The following is a 17,718-nucleotide window of genomic DNA, read 5'->3' as shown; positions in this document are numbered from 1 at the left end:
CTTTTCTTAAGTTTACCTCGGATCCAGCATAACAATGATTTTTTAGGAGTTGTGAACCAGGCTTAACCCGGGAATATGGATCCCATCACCTGGAGAACAATAAATATGAAACCAACGTATTTGCGCTGGATTGCAATCGCGGCGTTAATGGCAGGCGGCACATTTAGCGTGGCGGCGAACCCGCCAGCCGCTCCGCCAGTGTCCTACGGTGTGGAAGAAGATGTGTTTCATCCCGTGCGGGCGACGCATGGTATGGTGGCATCGGTTGATGCGATGGCCACGCGAGTTGGCGTGGATATTCTCAGGCAGGGTGGGAACGCGGTAGATGCCGCGGTAGCGGTGGGTTACGCGCTGGCGGTAACCCACCCGCAGGCCGGTAACCTGGGCGGCGGCGGCTTTATGATGCTGCGCACCAAAGATGGCAAAACCACGGCCATCGACTTTCGCGAAATGGCGCCGAATCAGGCATCCCGCGATATGTTCCTTGATGACCAGGGCAACCCGGACAGCAAAAAATCGCTGACGTCGCACCTGGCATCCGGCACGCCGGGTACGGTGGCGGGCTTCTCCCTGGCGCTGGAAAAATACGGCTCGATGCCACTCAATAAAGTGGTACAGCCTGCTATTAAACTGGCGCGAGACGGTTTTGTGGTAAACGATGCGCTGGCTGACGATCTGAAAACCTACGGCAGCGAAGTGATCCCGAATCATGAAAACAGTAAGGCCATCTTCTGGAAAGACGGCGAGCCGCTGAAAAAGGGCGACAAGCTGGTGCAGAAAAACCTGGCGAAAAGCCTGGAGCTGATTGCGGAGCACGGGCCGGATGCTTTCTACAAAGGGGCGATAGCGGACCAGATTGCCGAAGAGATGCAAAAGAACGGCGGGCTAATCACCAAAGCGGATCTGGCTGAGTACAAAGCGGTTGAGCGTGAGCCGATTAGCGGCAGCTATCGTGGCTATCAGGTGTTCTCTATGCCGCCACCGTCTTCCGGCGGGATCCACATCGTGCAGATCCTCAACATTCTTGAAAACTTCGATATGCACAAGTTTGGCTTCGGCAGTGCGGATGCCATGCAGGTAATGGCGGAAGCGGAAAAACGCGCCTACGCCGACCGTTCGGAATATCTCGGTGACCCGGACTTTGTGAAGGTGCCGTGGCAGGCGCTGACCAACAAAGCCTATGCCAAATCCATTGCCGATGAGATTGATATCAACAAAGCCAAACCGTCGAGCGAAATCCGCCCCGGCAAGCTGGCCCCGTATGAAAGCAACCAGACCACGCATTTCTCGGTGGTGGATAAAGACGGTAACGCGGTGGCGGTGACCTATACCCTAAACACCACCTTCGGTACCGGGATTGTGGCGGGTAACAGCGGCATTCTGCTGAATAACGAGATGGATGATTTTTCTGCCAAGCCGGGCGTGCCAAACGTCTACGGCCTGGTGGGCGGCGATGCTAACGCCGTCGGGCCGAAGAAACGTCCGCTGTCGTCCATGTCGCCCACTATCGTGGTAAAAGACGGTAAAACATGGCTGGTGACCGGCAGCCCGGGTGGCAGCCGCATTATCACGACCGTGCTGCAAATGGTGGTGAACAGTATCGACTTTGGGATGAACGTGGCGGAAGCCACTAACGCCCCGCGTTTCCACCATCAGTGGCTGCCGGATGAGTTGCGCGTCGAGAAGGGCTTTAGCCCGGACACCATCAAACTGCTGGAGCAGCGCGGGCAGAAGGTGGCAGTGAAAGAGGCGATGGGCAGCACCCAGAGCATTATGGTTGGGCCGGACGGTGCGCTGTTTGGGGCATCGGATCCACGTTCGGTAGATGATTTAACGGCAGGGTATTAACGTATTGCCCGGTGGCGCTGCGCTTACCGGGCCTACAACTGCACTAACGTAGGCCGGGTAAGGCGAAGCCGCCACCCGGCAACACGCTACTTCATTCTCGCCATATAATACGCATCCACATACTCGCCGTTGCGCAGCGCGAATTTCTTGCCCGTACCCTCAATTTCAAAACCAAATTTCCGGTACAACGCCAGCGCTGGCGGGTTATCAGCAAACACCGTTAGCTCAATACGGTCGATGCGCATCCAGTTGTCGCAAAGGTTGATCATCTCACGCATTAACGCGCTGCCGACTCCGCGCCCCTGAGCCTGCGCGGCAACGCTGATACCAAAGGTTGCCACGTGGCTGCGGCGCGGGCTTGCTTCCACCTGAAGTGCAAGATCGCCGACGATTTTCTCGTCGATGCAGGCCACCAGGCGTTTCTGGCCAGGCTTAGGATTAAGGCGCTCCTGCCAATGCTCAAGGGAAGGATGAGGTAGTTGTAGTGTGTCGTGATACACCTCCGGATGCATATAGTTCTGGCGTAAAGCTTCGGCATCTTTCGGTTCAGCGTGGCGTATCACTATCTCACTCATTCCTTCATCCTCTGTGGGTTAATGTCCTCTTTAACATCAGTGACTTTAAAATTTGAGTCAATCGCTATTTTTTGCAAAAAGTATTGGACAAGTGCGAATGAGAATGATTATTATTGCTTTGCATTCAGGAAGACCGCTACGGGAACCTGAAAGCACGACATTGCTCACATTGCTTCCAGTATTACTTTAGCCAGCTTCTAGCTGGCTTTTTTTTTGTTATGGTAAGTCCCGGTAACCTTTCAAAAGGACTGAGCCATGACCCTACATTGCGCATTTATTGGATTTGGTAAAAGCACCACCCGGTATCACCTGCCGTATGTTCTCAACCGCAAAGACCGTTGGCACGTTGCCCACGTCTACCGCCGCAGCGCGAAACCCGAAGAGCAATCCCCGCAGTATTCCCATATTCATTTCACCAGCGATCTGGATGAGGTCTTAAACGATCCGCAGGTCAAATTGGTTATCGTTTGTACCCATGCTGACAGCCATTTTGACTACGCAAAACGCGCGCTGGAAGCCGGGAAGAACGTGCTGGTGGAAAAACCGTTCACCCCAACGCTTGCCGAAGCGAAAACCCTGTTTGCGCTGGCGAAAAGCAAAGGGCTGACCGTCACGCCATACCAGAACCGGCGTTTTGACAGCTGCTTCCTGACGGCGAAAAAGGCAATTGAGAGCGGCAAGCTCGGCGATATCGTTGAGATTGAAAGCCATTTTGATTACTTCCGCCCGGTGGCGGAAACCAAACCCGGCCAGCCGCAGGATGGCGCGTTCTATGGCCTGGGCGTACACACCATGGACCAAATTATCTCCCTGTTTGGCCGCCCGGGGAACGTGGCCTATGACATCCGCAGCCTGCGTAACAAGGCCAACCCGGATGATACCTTTGAAGCGCAGCTGTTTTACGGCGACCTGAAGGCCATCGTCAAAACCAGCCATCTGGTGAAAATCGACTATCCGAAATTCATCGTCCACGGCACGAAAGGGTCGTTTATCAAGTACGGCATTGACCAGCAGGAAACCAGCCTGAAGGCCAATATCATGCCGGGCGACCCCGGTTTTGCGGCGGATGATTCCGTGGGCGTGCTGGAGTACGTGAATGACGACGGCGTAACGGTCAGGGAAGAACTGGCGCCTGAAACGGGCGACTATGGCCGCGTGTACGATGCGTTGTTTGACACCCTCAGTAACGGCGCGCCGAATTACGTCAAGGAAACTGAAGTTCTGACCAACCTCGAAATCCTTGAGCGGGCCTTTGAACAGGCTTCTCCTGCCACAATAACCCTCGCCAGATAAGTAAAAACGGCTCCTCTGCGTTTGTTCATATTTTTTGAACAGAGGAGTCAATTTTCACCCTCTATGATCCCAGGCCGTTTGCGTCCACACTTACTCCATCGAAACGAACTGAGGGTGAAAACAATGATCTACTTACGCAAAGCAAACGAACGTGGTCACGCGAATCATGGCTGGCTGGACTCATGGCATTCATTCTCGTTTGCCGACTACTACGACCCGAATTTCATGGGCTTCTCGGCACTGCGCGTGATTAACGACGACGTGATCGACGCAGGCCAGGGCTTCGGTACTCACCCGCACAAAGACATGGAAATCCTGACTTATGTGCTGGAAGGGGCGGTTGAGCACCAGGACAGCATGGGCAACAAAGAGCAGGTTCCGGCGGGCGAGTTCCAGATTATGAGCGCGGGTACCGGGGTGCGTCACTCTGAGTACAACCCAAGCAAAACGGAAAAACTGCACCTGTATCAAATCTGGATCATTCCAGAAAAAACCGGCATCACGCCACGTTACGAACAGCGTCGTTTCGACGCAGAGCAGGGCAAACAGCTGGTGCTGTCCCCGGATGCGCGTGAAGGTTCTCTGAAAGTGAACCAGGATATGGAACTGTATCGCTGGGCACTGGCGAAAAACGAACAGTCTGTACATCAGATTTCCGCCAACCGCCGCGTGTGGATCCAGGTGGTGAAAGGTGACGTGACTATTAACGGTACCAAAGCCACCACGGCTGATGGTCTGGCAATCTGGGATGAGCAGGCACTGTCCGTTCATGCCGACAGCGAAAGCGAAATCCTGCTGTTCGATCTGCCGCCGGTTTAATAATTCATAAATAATTGCCCATCCTTCCCTGTGAAAGGGGAAGGATGGGCTTTGTCCGTGATAAACTGAGAAAATCTATCACTTAAGATTTCTCAGGACGATGAAAAAGAAACGCCCCGTACTTCAGGATGTAGCCGATCGCGTTGGCGTGACCAAAATGACGGTCAGCCGTTTTTTACGTAACCCGGAACAGGTTTCCGTGGCGTTGCGTGGCAAGATTGCCGCTGCCCTCGATGAACTGGGTTATATCCCCAACCGCGCACCCGATATTCTCTCCAACGCAACCAGCCGCGCGGTAGGTGTCCTGCTTCCTTCCTTAACCAACCAGGTATTCGCCGAAGTATTACGCGGTATCGAAAGTGTGACCGATGCGTTTGGTTATCAGACCATGCTGGCGCACTACGGATACAAGCCGGAACTGGAAGAGGAACGTCTTGAATCAATGCTTTCCTGGAACATCGACGGCCTGATTTTAACGGAACGTACTCACACCCCGCGCACGCTGAAAATGATTGAAGTAGCCGGCATCCCGGTGGTGGAGTTGATGGACAGCCAGTCGCCATGCCTCGATATCGCCGTCGGGTTTGATAACTTCGAAGCGGCGCGGCAAATGACGGCGGCGATTATCGCCCGCGGTCATCGCCATGTGGCTTACCTGGGTGCGCGTCTTGATGAACGTACTATCATCAAACAGAAGGGATACGAGCAGGCGATGCTCGACGCAAACTTAACCCCGTACAGCGTGATGGTAGAGCAATCCTCTTCCTACACCTCGGGTATTGAGCTGATGCGCCAGGCACGACGCGAGTATCCGCAACTGGACGGTATTTTCTGCACCAACGATGACCTCGCGGTAGGCGCGGCGTTCGAATGTCAGCGTCTGGGGCTGAAAATCCCTGATGATATGGCGATTGCCGGTTTCCACGGCCATGACATTGGCCAGGTGATGGAGCCGCGTCTGGCGAGCGTCCTGACGCCGCGTGAGCGCATGGGTCGTATTGGCGCAGAACGCCTGCTGGCGCGCATTCGTGGTGAGGTTGTGACCCCTAAAATGTTAGATTTAGGTTTCACCTTGTCACCGGGTGGATCTATTTAACCTGACAAATTTGAAGTAGCTCACACTTATTTACTTCGCACACGTTTGGATATTGCTTCTCTTTTGCCCCAGCAGGACAATGTTACCGATAACAGTTACCCGTAACAATTGACTGAGGGACTCCCTTTGAGCACGACTAATCATGATCACCACGTTTACGTCCTGATGGGCGTTTCCGGTAGCGGTAAATCTGCCGTCGCCAGCGAAGTGGCGCATCAACTTCATGCCGCGTTTCTTGATGGCGACTTCCTCCATCCGCGCAGCAACATCACCAAAATGGCCGCAGGCGAACCGCTGAACGACGACGACCGCAAACCGTGGTTGCAGGCGCTGAACGACGCTGCGTTCGCGATGCAGCGCACCAACAAAGTCTCTTTGATTGTGTGCTCCGCGCTGAAAAAAACCTACCGCGACCTGCTGCGTGACGGTAACCCGAACCTCTCTTTCATCTACCTGAAAGGTGATTTCGAGGTGATTGAAAGCCGCCTGAAGGCGCGCAAAGGTCACTTCTTCAAAACCCAGATGCTGGTGACGCAGTTTGAAGCGTTGCAGGAGCCGGGCGCAGATGAAAAAGATGTCTTAGTGGTTGATATCGATCAGTCACTGGAAGGTGTTGTTGCCAGCACCATCGAGGTTATTAATAAAAGGCAGTAAGTTGTGAGTACATTAACGCTTGTTTTAACAGCAGTAGGTTCTGTTTTGCTGCTGCTGTTTTTAGTGATGAAAGCGCGTATGCACGCTTTCGTTGCTTTGATGGTGGTTTCTATTGGTGCAGGTCTGTTTTCCGGGATGCCGCTCGACAAAATCGCAGCGACCATGGAAAAAGGGATGGGCGGCACGCTGGGCTTCCTGGCGATTGTCGTGGCACTGGGTGCGATGTTTGGCAAGATTTTGCATGAGACGGGCGCAGTCGATCAGATAGCCGTCAAAATGCTGAAATCTTTCGGCCACAGCCGCGCGCATTATGCGATTGGTCTGGCCGGTCTGATTTGCGCGCTGCCGCTGTTCTTCGAAGTGGCGGTGGTACTGCTGATTAGCGTGGCGTTCTCAATGGCGCGCCATACCGGCACCAACCTTGTGAAGCTGGTTATTCCGCTGTTTGCGGGCGTGGCGGCCGCCGCTGCGTTCCTGCTGCCGGGGCCTGCGCCGATGCTGCTGGCGTCCCAGATGCACGCTGACTTTGGCTGGATGATCCTGATTGGCCTGTGCGCGGCAATTCCGGGGATGATTATTGCCGGCCCGCTGTGGGGCAATTTCATCAGCCGTTACGTTGAACTGCACATTCCTGATGACATCACTGAACCGCATCTGGGCGAAGGCAAAATGCCGTCCTTCGGTTTCAGCCTGTCGCTGATCCTGCTGCCGCTGGTGCTGGTGGGCCTGAAAACCATCGCTGCGCGTTTTGTTCCGGTCGGGTCTTCCGCCTACGAATGGTTTGAGTTTATCGGCCATCCGTTCACGGCGATCCTGGTGGCGTGTCTGGTCGCGATTTACGGCCTGGCGATGCGTCAGGGAATGGCGAAAGACCGCGTGATGGAGATCTGCGGCGCGGCGCTGCAACCGGCGGGTATCATCCTGCTGGTGATCGGTGCCGGTGGCGTGTTCAAGCAGGTGCTGGTAGATTCCGGCGTGGGCCCGGCTCTGGGCGAAGCGCTGACCGGTATGGGTCTGCCGATTGCGGTAACCTGCTTCGTGCTGGCGGCTGCGGTGCGTATCATTCAGGGCTCTGCGACCGTGGCGTGTTTAACCGCCGTGGGTCTGGTGATGCCGGTGATTGAACAGCTGAATTACTCCGGTGCCCAGATGGCCGCACTATCTATCTGTATCGCGGGTGGATCTATCGTGGTGTCTCACGTGAATGACGCAGGCTTCTGGCTGTTCGGTAAATTCACCGGCGCGACCGAAGCACAAACCCTGAAAACCTGGACGCTGATGGAAACTATCCTCGGCACAACAGGTGCGATTGTCGGGATGATTGCGTTTACGCTGCTGAGCTAAGATTTGTCGGGTGGCGGCTTCGCCTTACCCGACCTACAACAACTCCAGTCTCGTAGGCCGGGTAAGCGCTAGCGCCACCCGGCTTTTTTACAACTGTACGGCACCTTCAGTGGTACGCAGCCAGCGCGGTGCTTTTAGCGTATCGCCGTAAAACCCTGTAAGGTCTTGCAATAAATCTCCCGCCACTCTTTCATCGCTCGCCGAGAGCGTTCGAGCCAATAGCAATTGCGTTAGCAGCTGGCAGTATCTCCCCAGTTGATCCATTTCCGGCGCAAAGACCGGTGCATCCAGCGGCAGGTCATCCACCGTCAGGCTCTCTTTTAAATGCTCAGGAACAGGTTCAAGCAACGTTGGTTGAAGCAGGGAAAGGCAGGCAGAGAGCCTTCCGCACAGCGCCATCTTTTGGGTTGGATCGTCACATTCAACCAGCACGTCGACAAACCGCGCGCAGTTGTCTGCCAGTTCGGTGAAATCGGTAGTGTGATCGAACGGGGTGGTGAATAAGGCGTGAGAAAAGTTAGGGGTAGTAGTCATAAGACAGCCTCTGATGAGTAGTTTAATTGACCACCACCGGAGGGACCAACCTCACTGGTGGCGGGCTGAACGGAGTTGGTCCTACCGGCCTCATCAGATACCGGCGCGCCTTGCGGCGCCACCGTCCAGCCCACCATTGAGGTGTAACTGGCTGCGCGATAAAAAGAGCTTTATCACGGATGAGGATAACAGGGGACCAACCCTGACGCCTGATTTTGCAGGCGTGGCGAGAAGATACTGCTTTGCTGGAAGGGTGGCAAGAGAGCCTCTGGAAGGCGGCTCGCAAAACGGAGGATTATTATTGATGGCGGGGGAGTCAGGCGGCTGTGGCCGTATTTTGTCGGGTGGCGGCTTCGCCTTACCCGACCTACAAACATCGATACGTAGGCCGGGTAAGCGCTAGCGCCACCCGGCTTTTTTATTGCAATGCAGAGGGTGCGGCCTGATGCCCTCACCCCGGCCCTCTCCCACGGGGAGAGGGAGCAAACACTAAAAACGACAACTTTCGTTGTCGTTTTGCTTTTACCTAGCCTTTCATCCACGCCCGGATCCCGTCCAGGAACATCTGGGTCGCCATCATCACCAGAATAAGCCCCATAAGGCGTTCCAGCGCGTTCACCCCTTTTTCGCCCAGCAGACGTAAAAACAGCGACGATTGCAGCAAAATAATAAAGGTCCCGCCCCAGGCAATCAGCAGGGCAATCACCAGATGGCTCATCTGGTTCGGATACTGATGCGACAGCAACATCAGCGTCGCCAGAATCGTCGGCCCGGCGACCAGAGGGATCGCCAGCGGCACGATAAACGGCTCTTCACCCGCAGGCAGCCCGCTGCTGCTCCCTTCCGCGCTCGGGAAAATCATCTTAATGGCGATCAGGAACAGGATAATCCCGCCGGAAATAGAGACCGTTTCTGCGCGTAAATTCAGGAACGCGAGGATTTTTTCGCCCGCGAAAAGGAAGATAAACATCACCAGCAACGCAATCAGCAGCTCGCGGATCATGATTGCCCGGCGGCGCTTCGGTTCGGTGTGTTTAAGCACCGACATGAAGATAGGTAAGTTTCCGAGTGGATCCATAATCAGGATCAATAAAACCGCTGCGGAAATGATTTCACTCATCGTAAGTTATCCCTGATACTTTTTATGGTCATTCTGATAATTAGCTGCTTTTCTGATTGCCGGGCAATCATCGATTAATTTCGCTTGCGACTTTGGCAGCATTTTGTAATGTGAAGCATATCCCAGTTGAATACTGGTTTGCACAAACAGCACACACCTCTCCAGGAAAAAAATGCTATGAAAAACGTTGGTTTTATCGGTTGGCGCGGTATGGTCGGCTCTGTACTCATGCAACGCATGGTTGAAGAGCGCGATTTCGACGCTATCCGCCCGGTCTTCTTCTCCACTTCCCAGCTCGGCCAGGCTGCACCGTCCTTTGGTGGTACCACAGGCACGTTGCAGGATGCTTACGATCTGGAAGCGCTGAAGGCACTCGACATTATTGTCACGTGCCAGGGCGGCGATTATACCAACGAAATCTATCCAAAGCTGCGTGAAAGCGGCTGGCAGGGCTACTGGATTGACGCGGCCTCTTCGCTGCGTATGAAAGACGATGCCATCATCATTCTCGACCCGGTTAACCAGGGCGTGATCACCGACGGCCTGAACAACGGCGTGAAAACCTTTGTCGGCGGTAACTGCACGGTCAGTCTGATGCTGATGTCTCTGGGCGGCCTGTTCGCGCAGGATCTGGTGGAGTGGGTTTCTGTTGCTACCTATCAGGCGGCTTCCGGTGGCGGCGCGCGCCATATGCGCGAACTGCTGACCCAGATGGGCCAGCTGCACCAGAGCGTTGCCAGCGAGCTGGCAAACCCGGCGTCCGCTATTCTCGATATCGAGCGTAAAGTGACTCAGCTGACCCGCAGCGGCGAGCTGCCGGTGGATAACTTCGGCGTACCGCTGGCTGGTGGTCTGATCCCGTGGATCGACAAACAGCTGGATAACGGCCAGACCCGCGAAGAGTGGAAAGGCCAGGCCGAGACCAACAAAATCCTCGCGACTGCGAACACAATTCCGGTTGACGGTCTGTGCGTGCGTATCGGCGCTCTGCGCTGCCACAGCCAGGCCTTCACCATTAAACTGAAAAAAGATGTGTCTATTCCGACCGTTGAAGAGCTGCTGGCTGCACACAACCCGTGGGCGAAAGTGGTGCCTAACGATCGTGATATCACCATGCGTGAACTGACCCCGGCGGCAGTCACCGGTACGCTGACTACCCCGGTTGGTCGTCTGCGTAAACTGAACATGGGGCCGGAATACCTGTCCGCGTTCACCGTGGGTGACCAGCTGCTGTGGGGCGCCGCCGAGCCGCTGCGCAGAATGCTTCGCCAGCTGGCGTAATAATTTGTTAAATCTCAGGGGTGCATTGTCACCCCTTTTTTTGCGTACTACATGGAGTAAACGCGTATGTCTTATTTTTTATCAGGAGTCATTTAGAGCGTTGGCTATGCTTTAAGGGAGAGTCTTTCTTACCTGAGGGTAGGACGAAGCAGAGAGGAGCTTCGTTCAGGTCACATTAAAAATCGCACCCGGGCGCTTAAAAAGGGGCGATTACTAAAAAACAGGATGAATACCATGTCTGATCGTGTGGATAGAGACGTGATTAATGCGCTTATTGCGGGTCATTTTGCCGACCCTTTTTCCATTCTGGGAATGCACCGCACAGACGCCGGGCTGGAAGTCCGCGCACTGTTACCGGATGCCACAGAAGTGTGGGTCATTGAACCTAAAACCGGGCGTAAAGTGGGCAATCTGGAATGCCTTGATTCACGCGGCTTTTTTTCGGGCGTAATGCCTCGTCGTAAAAACCCTTTCCGTTATCAGCTCGCCGTTATCTGGCACGGCCAGCAAAATCTCATTGATGATCCTTACAGCTTTGGTCCTCTTTTACAGGAGATGGACGCGTGGCTGCTGTCTGAAGGGACCCATTTGCGCCCTTACGAAACGCTGGGCGCACATGCAGATACGATGGATGGCATCACGGGAACCCGTTTTTCCGTGTGGGCGCCGAACGCCCGGCGCGTGTCCGTCGTCGGCCAGTTCAACTACTGGGACGGTCGTCGTCACCCGATGCGCCTGCGCCGTGAAACCGGCATCTGGGAGCTGTTTATCCCCGGCGCGCATAACGGCCAGCTCTATAAATTCGAGATGATTGACGCGCACGGAAAGCTGCGCATTAAAGCCGACCCGTACGCCTTCGAAGCGCAGATGCGCCCGGACACGGCATCGCTGATTTGCGGCCTGCCGGAAAAGGTCACCCAGAGCGAGGAGCGCAAGCAGGCGAACCGCTTTGATGCGCCTATTTCCGTGTATGAAGTGCATCTGGGGTCATGGCGTCGCCACACCGATAACAACTTCTGGCTTAGCTACCGCGAACTGGCCGATCAGCTGGTGCCGTACGCCAAATGGATGGGCTTTACCCATCTGGAGCTTTTGCCGGTTAACGAACATCCTTTCGACGGCAGTTGGGGTTATCAACCCACCGGGCTGTATGCGCCAACACGCCGCTTCGGCACGCGCGATGACTTCCGCTATTTCATTAGCGCCGCACACGCTGCCGGGCTGAACGTCATTCTCGACTGGGTGCCTGGCCATTTCCCGTCGGATGATTTTGGTCTGGCCGAATTTGATGGCACCCCTCTGTATGAGCACAGTGATCCACGTGAAGGGTATCACCAGGACTGGAACACGCTGATCTACAACTACGGTCGCCGTGAAGTCGCGAACTATCTGGTGGGGAATGCCCTGTACTGGATCGAACGTTTTGGCATTGATGCTCTGCGTGTCGATGCGGTGGCGTCGATGATTTATCGCGACTACAGCCGTAAAGAAGGGGAGTGGATCCCTAACGAATTTGGCGGACGCGAAAATCTGGAAGCCATTGAGTTTCTGCGCAGCACCAACCGCATTATTGGTGAGCAGGTTGAGGGCGCCGTCACGATGGCGGAAGAGTCGACCGACTTCGCGGGTGTCTCTCGCCCTCCGTCAATGGGCGGCCTGGGCTTCTGGTACAAGTGGAACCTGGGCTGGATGCACGACACGCTCGACTACATGAAGCTCGATCCGGTTCATCGCCAGTATCACCACGACAAACTCACCTTCGGGATGCTCTACAACTACACCGAAAACTTCATGCTGCCGCTGTCGCATGACGAAGTGGTGCATGGCAAAAAATCCATCCTCGACCGGATGCCTGGCGACGCCTGGCAGAAGTTTGCCAACCTGCGCGCCTACTACGGATGGATGTTTGCCTTCCCGGGTAAAAAACTGCTGTTTATGGGCAATGAGTTTGCCCAGGGGCGCGAGTGGAACCACGACGGTAGCCTTGACTGGCATCTGCTCGAAGGCGGCGACAACTGGCACCACGGCGTTCAGCGTCTGGTTCGCGACCTGAACCTGACCTATCGCCATCATAAAGCCCTGCACGAACTCGACTTCGAAGCATACGGTTTTGAGTGGCTGGTGGTGGACGATAACGAACGTTCGGTGCTGGCCTTTGTCCGTCGCGATAAAGCAGGCAACGAAATCATCGTCGTCAGCAACTTTACCCCAGTTCCTCGCCAGCATTACCGTTTCGGCATTAATCAGGCTGGCAAATGGCGCGAAATACTGAACACCGATTCCATGCACTACCACGGCAGTAACGTGGGTAACGGCGGGCTGGTGCAAAGTGATGCGCAGGAAAGCCACGGACGCCCGAATTCACTGAGCCTGACGTTGCCGCCGCTGAGCACAATCTGGCTGGTTCGGGAGGGTGAATGACGCAACTCACGGCAGGTAGACCCGAGCCGCTCGGGGCAAGTTTTGACGGAAAAGGCGTGAACTTCACCCTCTTTTCTGCTCATGCGGAGCGGGTGGAACTGTGTGTCTTTGACGGGGAAGGTAACGAGCATCGTTACGACCTGCCCGCACGCACAGAGGATACCTGGCATGGCTACCTGGCTGGAGGACGGCCAGGAATGCACTACGGTTTTCGCGTTCATGGCCCGTGGGAGCCGGCGCAAGGCCACTGGTTTAACCCGGCGAAGCTGCTGCTCGACCCCTGCGCACACCGCGTGGAAGGCGATCTGATTGACGACCCGGTTTTACACGTTGGCTACGGCGAACCCGACCACCGTGACAGCGCGCCCGTTGCGCCAAAAAGCGTGGTGGTCAACGAGCTCTACGACTGGGAAGGTGACGAACCGCCGCGTACCCCCTGGGGCAAAACCGTGATTTACGAGGCGCACGTCAAGGGGCTGACGTATCTGCATCCGTCGATCCCTAAAGAGATCCGTGGCACCTATAAGGCGCTCGCGCATCCGGTGATGATTGCGTACCTGAAGCATCTGGGGATCACCGCGCTGGAGCTGCTGCCTGTAGCGCATTTCGCCAGCGAACCGCGCCTGCAACGGCTGGGGCTAAGCAACTACTGGGGTTACAACCCGCTGGCGATGTTTGCGCTTGAGCCACGCTATGCGGTGCACCCGGATAAAGCGCGGGATGAATTTCGCGATGCGGTAAAGGCGCTGCATGAGGCGGGCATTGAGGTCATTCTGGATGTGGTGCTTAACCACACTGCTGAAAGCGATCTTGATGGCCCCACGCTCTCCCTGCGCGGAATTGATAACCGTAGCTATTATTGGATAAGGGAAGATGGCGATTACCACAACTGGACCGGTTGCGGTAACACGCTCAATCTCAGCCATCCGGCTGTGACCCACTATGCGTATGAATGCCTGAGATATTGGGTTGAAACGTTCCATGTTGATGGATTTCGTTTCGATTTAGCCTCGGTAATGGGGCGGACCCCGGCATTCAGCCAACAGGCGCCACTGTTTGAGGCGATAAAAAACTGCCCGGTGCTCTCGCAGGTCAAACTGATTGCGGAGCCGTGGGACATTGGCGAAGGCGGCTATCAGGTGGGGAATTTCCCGCCGTTATTTGCCGAATGGAACGATCATTACCGTGATGCCACGCGCCGCTTCTGGCTGGAAAGAAGTGTGTCGCTGGGCGAATTTGCCGGGCGCTTTGCGGCGTCCAGCGATCTGTTTAAACGCGATGGCAAACAACCTTCTGCCACCGTAAACCTGGTGACGGCGCATGACGGTTTCACTCTGCGCGACTGCGTTTGTTTCAATCAGAAACACAATGAGGCAAACGGCGAAGAGAATCGCGATGGCACTAACAATAACCATAGCTTTAATCATGGTATAGAAGGGTTAGGCGGCAGCCAGGACATCATCGAGAGACGCCGCGCCAGCATCCATGCGCTTCTGACTACGCTGTTGCTGTCGCAAGGCACACCGATGCTGCTGGCTGGTGATGAACATGGTCACAGCCAGCATGGCAACAACAATGCCTATTGCCAGGATAACAATCTCACCTGGCTGGAATGGGAACAGGCGAACAGCGGGCTGGTGCACTTTACGGCGGCACTGATCCATCTTCGCCAGACCATCCCCGCGCTGACGGCAAATCAGTGGTGGGAAGAGGGCGATGGCAATGTTGTCTGGTTAAACAAAGAGGCACAACCGCTGAGTGCTCAAGAGTGGCAAAGCGGCGCGCCATGCCTGCAAATCCTGCTTTCGGAGCGCTGGCTTATCACGTTAAACGCCACGCAAGACGTGGTGAATTTTGTATTACCTGATGGGGCGTGGCACGCCATTCCCCCTTTTGCCGGAGAGGATAACCCGGTCGTAATGGCAGTCTGGCATGGGCCTGCGCACGGAGTGTGCGTGTTCCAGAGATGATAAAAAAGGAGTTAGTCATGGTTAGATTAGAGAAGAACGATCCCTTAATGTTGGCGCGCCAGCTACCATTAAAAACAGTTGCCCTGATACTGGCTGGCGGGCGCGGTACCCGTTTAAAAGATTTGACCATCAAACGCGCCAAACCGGCCGTTCACTTTGGTGGTAAGTTCCGTATTATCGACTTCGCATTGTCCAACTGCCTTAACTCCGGCATTCGCCGAATTGGCGTCATTACTCAGTACCAGTCGCACACCCTGGTTCAGCACATTCAGCGTGGCTGGTCATTCTTCAGCGAAGAGATGAACGAGTTTGTCGATTTGCTTCCTGCTCAGCAGCGCGTTCACGGTGAAAACTGGTACCGCGGCACGGCGGATGCCGTCACGCAAAACCTCGACATCATTCGTCGCTACGGCGCGGAATACATCGTGATCCTCGCCGGCGACCATATCTACAAGCAAGACTATTCCCACATGCTGATCGACCACGTCGAAAAAGGGGCGCGTTGCACCGTAGCGTGTCTGCCTGTGCCCGTTGCTGAGGCGACGGCGTTTGGCGTTATGGATGTGGATGAAGACGACAAGATTATCGACTTTGTCGAAAAACCGGCGAATCCGCCGACCATGCCGAACGACCCAACCAAATCGCTCGCCAGTATGGGGATCTATGTCTTTGATGCAGATTATCTTTATGAGTTGCTCGAAGAGGACGATAAAGACGAAAACTCAAGCCATGACTTTGGTAAAGACATCATCCCGAAAATCACCAAAGCTGGCATGGCTTATGCACATCCATTCCCATTGTCCTGCGTCCAGTCTGACCCGAATTCGGAGCCGTACTGGCGCGATGTAGGAACGCTGGAAGCGTACTGGAAAGCGAACCTGGATCTGGCATCGGTGACGCCTGAGCTGGATATGTACGACCAGAACTGGCCAATTCGTACCCATATGGAATCCCTGCCGCCGGCGAAATTCGTTCAGGATCGCTCCGGCAGCCACGGCATGACGCTGAACTCGCTGGTTTCCGGCGGGTGCATTATCTCCGGCTCTGTGGTGGTGCAGTCCGTGTTGTTCCCGCGTGTGCGCGTGAACTCTTTCTGTAATATCGACTCGGCAGTATTACTGCCAGATGTCTGGGTAGGGCGCTCATGCCGTTTGCGCCGTTGCGTTATCGACCGCGCTTGCGTCATCCCTGAAGGCATGGTGATTGGCGAGAATGCGGAAGAAGATGCGCGTCGCTTCTACCGTTCAGAAGAAGGGATCGTGTTAGTAACACGGGAAATGCTGCGGAAATTGCACGTCAAACAGGAGCGCTAATGCAGGTCTTACATGTATGTTCAGAGATGTTCCCGTTATTAAAGACGGGCGGTCTGGCGGATGTTATTGGTGCATTACCTGCGGCGCAGATTGCCGGTGGTGTGGATGCCCGGGTCCTGTTACCCGCTTTTCCTGATATCCGGCGCGGTATTCCTGATGCTCAGGTCGTGACCCGCCGTGAAACCTTCGCCGGGCGCATCACGCTACTGTTTGGACATTACAATGGTGTGGGAATTTACCTGATTGACGCACCGCATTTATACGACAGACCCGGGAGTCCGTACCACGACACCAATCTGTTTGCTTACCCGGACAACGTGCAACGCTTTGCGCTACTTGGCTGGGTGGGGGCGGAGATGGCTATCGGGTTAGATCCCTTCTGGCGTCCGGACGTGGTTCACGCGCACGACTGGCACGCGGGGCTGGCTCCCGCGTACCTCGCCGCGATGGGCCACCCGGCCAAATCGGTCTTCACGGTGCACAACCTGGCGTATCAGGGCATGTATTACGCCCATCATATGAATGACATCGGCCTGCCATGGTCGTTCTATAACATGCACGGGCTGGAATTTGGCGGACAAATTTCCTTCCTGAAGGCGGGGTTGTACTACGCCGATCATATTACGGCGGTCAGCCCAACCTATGCCCGGGAAATCACCGAGGCAGAGTTTGGCTACGGTCTGGAAGGGCTGTTGCGCCAGCGTCATCGTGAAGGACGCTTGTCGGGGATTTTGAACGGCGTTGACGAGAAAATCTGGAGTCCCGAAACCGATCTCCTGCTGGCATCCCGCTATGATCGTGATTCCGTAGAAGACAAAGCGGAAAACAAACGTCAGCTGCAAATCGCGATGGGGCTGAAGGTGAATGACAAAGTGCCGTTGTTCGCGGTGGTCAGCCGCCTGACCAGCCAGAAAGGGCTGGATCTGGTGCTGGAAGCGTTACCGGGATTACTGGAGCAGGGCGGGCAACTGGCGCTGCTGGGTGCAGGCGATCCGGTATTGCAGGAAGGTTTCCTCGCCGCGGCAGCGGAACACCCGGGCCAGGTAGGCGTGCAAATCGGTTATCACGAGGCGTTTTCGCACCGCATCATGGGCGGCGCGGACGTCATTCTGGTGCCGAGCCGTTTCGAACCTTGCGGCCTGACTCAGCTCTACGGCCTGAAGTACGGCACCTTACCGCTGGTGCGACGCACGGGCGGGCTGGCCGATACGGTATCTGATAGTTCTCTGGAAAACCTGGCGGACGGAATCGCCAGCGGGTTTGTTTTTGAAGACAGTAATGCCTGGTCGCTTTTAAGGGCGATTCGGCGTGCTTTCGTATTGTGGTCCCGTCCTTCTTTATGGCGTTACGTTCAACGCCAGGCGATGGCCATGGATTTTAGTTGGCACGTTGCGGCGCAGTCATACCGCGATCTCTATCAACGCTTGATGTAACGAGGCGGAGTCACAGA

15 protein-coding genes are annotated in these 17,718 nt (G+C 55.4%); 11 read left to right on the top strand and 4 right to left on the bottom strand.

What is annotated here, in order from left to right; genetic code table 11:
* The first annotated feature begins 105 nt into the window (after positions 1 to 105).
* Positions 106 to 1,848: a gamma-glutamyltransferase gene (gene ggt / locus N1249_RS20960; protein WP_259833048.1), complete on the top strand. Its 1,743-nt coding sequence runs from the start codon at positions 106 to 108 to the stop codon at positions 1,846 to 1,848.
* Positions 1,849 to 1,934: 86 nt separating this feature from the next.
* On the opposite strand, the gene yhhY is transcribed toward ggt, so the two are convergent.
* On the bottom strand, positions 1,935 to 2,423 hold the full coding sequence (gene yhhY / locus N1249_RS20955; RefSeq protein ID WP_259833047.1) for an N-acetyltransferase: 489 nt from the start codon (positions 2,421 to 2,423) through the stop codon (positions 1,935 to 1,937).
* Positions 2,424 to 2,678: 255 nt separating this feature from the next.
* On the opposite strand from yhhY, the gene N1249_RS20950 reads away from it, so the two are divergent.
* From N1249_RS20950 to gntU, 5 genes are all read left to right on the top strand, one after another.
* The gene (locus N1249_RS20950) at positions 2,679 to 3,716 is read left to right on the top strand and encodes an oxidoreductase (protein WP_259833045.1); all 1,038 of its coding nucleotides are present in this window, start codon (positions 2,679 to 2,681) and stop codon (positions 3,714 to 3,716) included.
* 123 nt (positions 3,717 to 3,839) lie between these two features.
* On the top strand, positions 3,840 to 4,535 hold the full coding sequence (locus N1249_RS20945) for a pirin family protein (protein WP_259833043.1): 696 nt from the start codon (positions 3,840 to 3,842) through the stop codon (positions 4,533 to 4,535).
* 100 nt (positions 4,536 to 4,635) lie between these two features.
* Entirely contained in the window at positions 4,636 to 5,631 is a 996-nt protein-coding gene (gene gntR, locus N1249_RS20940; RefSeq protein WP_152082572.1) for a gluconate operon transcriptional repressor GntR, read from the top strand.
* Positions 5,632 to 5,757: 126 nt separating this feature from the next.
* Positions 5,758 to 6,285: a gluconokinase gene (gene gntK / locus N1249_RS20935; protein WP_014072145.1), complete on the top strand. Its 528-nt coding sequence runs from the start codon at positions 5,758 to 5,760 to the stop codon at positions 6,283 to 6,285.
* 3 nt (positions 6,286 to 6,288) lie between these two features.
* Positions 6,289 to 7,629, top strand: coding sequence for a gluconate transporter (gntU, locus tag N1249_RS20930; RefSeq protein ID WP_259833038.1), 1,341 nt, complete (start codon positions 6,289 to 6,291; stop codon positions 7,627 to 7,629).
* 87 nt (positions 7,630 to 7,716) lie between these two features.
* Here gntU and N1249_RS20925 read toward each other — a convergent pair whose 3' ends face one another.
* From N1249_RS20925 to yhgN, 3 genes are all read right to left on the bottom strand, one after another.
* Positions 7,717 to 8,163 (bottom strand): hypothetical protein, encoded by a 447-nt coding sequence (locus N1249_RS20925; protein ID WP_259833035.1) that lies wholly within the window; start codon positions 8,161 to 8,163, stop codon positions 7,717 to 7,719.
* Entirely contained in the window at positions 8,160 to 8,300 is a 141-nt protein-coding gene (locus N1249_RS20920) for an ash family protein (protein ID WP_259833034.1), read from the bottom strand. The genes N1249_RS20925 and N1249_RS20920 overlap by 4 nt, the downstream gene beginning before the upstream one ends.
* A gap of 389 nt (positions 8,301 to 8,689) precedes the next feature.
* Positions 8,690 to 9,283 (bottom strand): NAAT family transporter YhgN, encoded by a 594-nt coding sequence (yhgN, locus tag N1249_RS20915; RefSeq protein ID WP_003861574.1) that lies wholly within the window; start codon positions 9,281 to 9,283, stop codon positions 8,690 to 8,692.
* 177 nt (positions 9,284 to 9,460) lie between these two features.
* Here yhgN and asd point away from each other — a divergent pair, with 177 nt between their 5' ends.
* The 5 genes from asd to glgA all read left to right on the top strand — a co-directional run bounded on the left by asd (position 9,461) and on the right by glgA (position 17,701).
* Positions 9,461 to 10,564, top strand: coding sequence for an aspartate-semialdehyde dehydrogenase (asd, locus tag N1249_RS20910; RefSeq protein WP_259833031.1), 1,104 nt, complete (start codon positions 9,461 to 9,463; stop codon positions 10,562 to 10,564).
* Positions 10,565 to 10,798: 234 nt separating this feature from the next.
* Complete coding sequence (glgB, locus tag N1249_RS20905) at positions 10,799 to 12,985, top strand: 1,4-alpha-glucan branching enzyme (protein WP_259833017.1); 2,187 nt, start codon at positions 10,799 to 10,801, stop codon at positions 12,983 to 12,985.
* Positions 12,982 to 14,955, top strand: coding sequence for a glycogen debranching protein GlgX (gene glgX / locus N1249_RS20900; protein ID WP_259833014.1), 1,974 nt, complete (start codon positions 12,982 to 12,984; stop codon positions 14,953 to 14,955). Before glgB ends, glgX begins: the two co-directional genes overlap by 4 nt.
* A gap of 17 nt (positions 14,956 to 14,972) precedes the next feature.
* Complete coding sequence (gene glgC / locus N1249_RS20895; protein WP_259833011.1) at positions 14,973 to 16,268, top strand: glucose-1-phosphate adenylyltransferase; 1,296 nt, start codon at positions 14,973 to 14,975, stop codon at positions 16,266 to 16,268.
* The gene (gene glgA / locus N1249_RS20890) at positions 16,268 to 17,701 is read left to right on the top strand and encodes a glycogen synthase GlgA (RefSeq protein WP_014072138.1); all 1,434 of its coding nucleotides are present in this window, start codon (positions 16,268 to 16,270) and stop codon (positions 17,699 to 17,701) included. The genes glgC and glgA overlap by 1 nt, the downstream gene beginning before the upstream one ends.
* Positions 17,702 to 17,718: the final 17 nt, after the last annotated feature.

The organism is Enterobacter sp. CP102, from assembly GCF_025152625.1.
Taxonomy (GTDB): Bacteria; Pseudomonadota; Gammaproteobacteria; order Enterobacterales; family Enterobacteriaceae; genus Enterobacter; species Enterobacter soli.
The sequence above is the reverse complement of the archived record's forward strand: the minus strand, read 5'-3'. Positions and strand labels throughout refer to the sequence as shown.

Coding starts and splice junctions, on each gene's coding strand:
- ggt (WP_259833048.1), top strand. CDS start 106: ATGAAACCAACGTATTTGCGCTGGATTGCAATCGCGGCGTTAATGGCA.
- yhhY (WP_259833047.1), bottom strand. CDS start 2,423: ATGAGTGAGATAGTGATACGCCACGCTGAACCGAAAGATGCCGAAGCT.
- N1249_RS20950 (WP_259833045.1), top strand. CDS start 2,679: ATGACCCTACATTGCGCATTTATTGGATTTGGTAAAAGCACCACCCGG.
- N1249_RS20945 (WP_259833043.1), top strand. CDS start 3,840: ATGATCTACTTACGCAAAGCAAACGAACGTGGTCACGCGAATCATGGC.
- gntR (WP_152082572.1), top strand. CDS start 4,636: ATGAAAAAGAAACGCCCCGTACTTCAGGATGTAGCCGATCGCGTTGGC.
- N1249_RS20925 (WP_259833035.1), bottom strand. CDS start 8,163: ATGACTACTACCCCTAACTTTTCTCACGCCTTATTCACCACCCCGTTC.
- N1249_RS20920 (WP_259833034.1), bottom strand. CDS start 8,300: ATGGTGGGCTGGACGGTGGCGCCGCAAGGCGCGCCGGTATCTGATGAG.
- yhgN (WP_003861574.1), bottom strand. CDS start 9,283: ATGAGTGAAATCATTTCCGCAGCGGTTTTATTGATCCTGATTATGGAT.
- asd (WP_259833031.1), top strand. CDS start 9,461: ATGAAAAACGTTGGTTTTATCGGTTGGCGCGGTATGGTCGGCTCTGTA.
- glgB (WP_259833017.1), top strand. CDS start 10,799: ATGTCTGATCGTGTGGATAGAGACGTGATTAATGCGCTTATTGCGGGT.
- glgX (WP_259833014.1), top strand. CDS start 12,982: ATGACGCAACTCACGGCAGGTAGACCCGAGCCGCTCGGGGCAAGTTTT.
- glgC (WP_259833011.1), top strand. CDS start 14,973: ATGGTTAGATTAGAGAAGAACGATCCCTTAATGTTGGCGCGCCAGCTA.
- glgA (WP_014072138.1), top strand. CDS start 16,268: ATGCAGGTCTTACATGTATGTTCAGAGATGTTCCCGTTATTAAAGACG.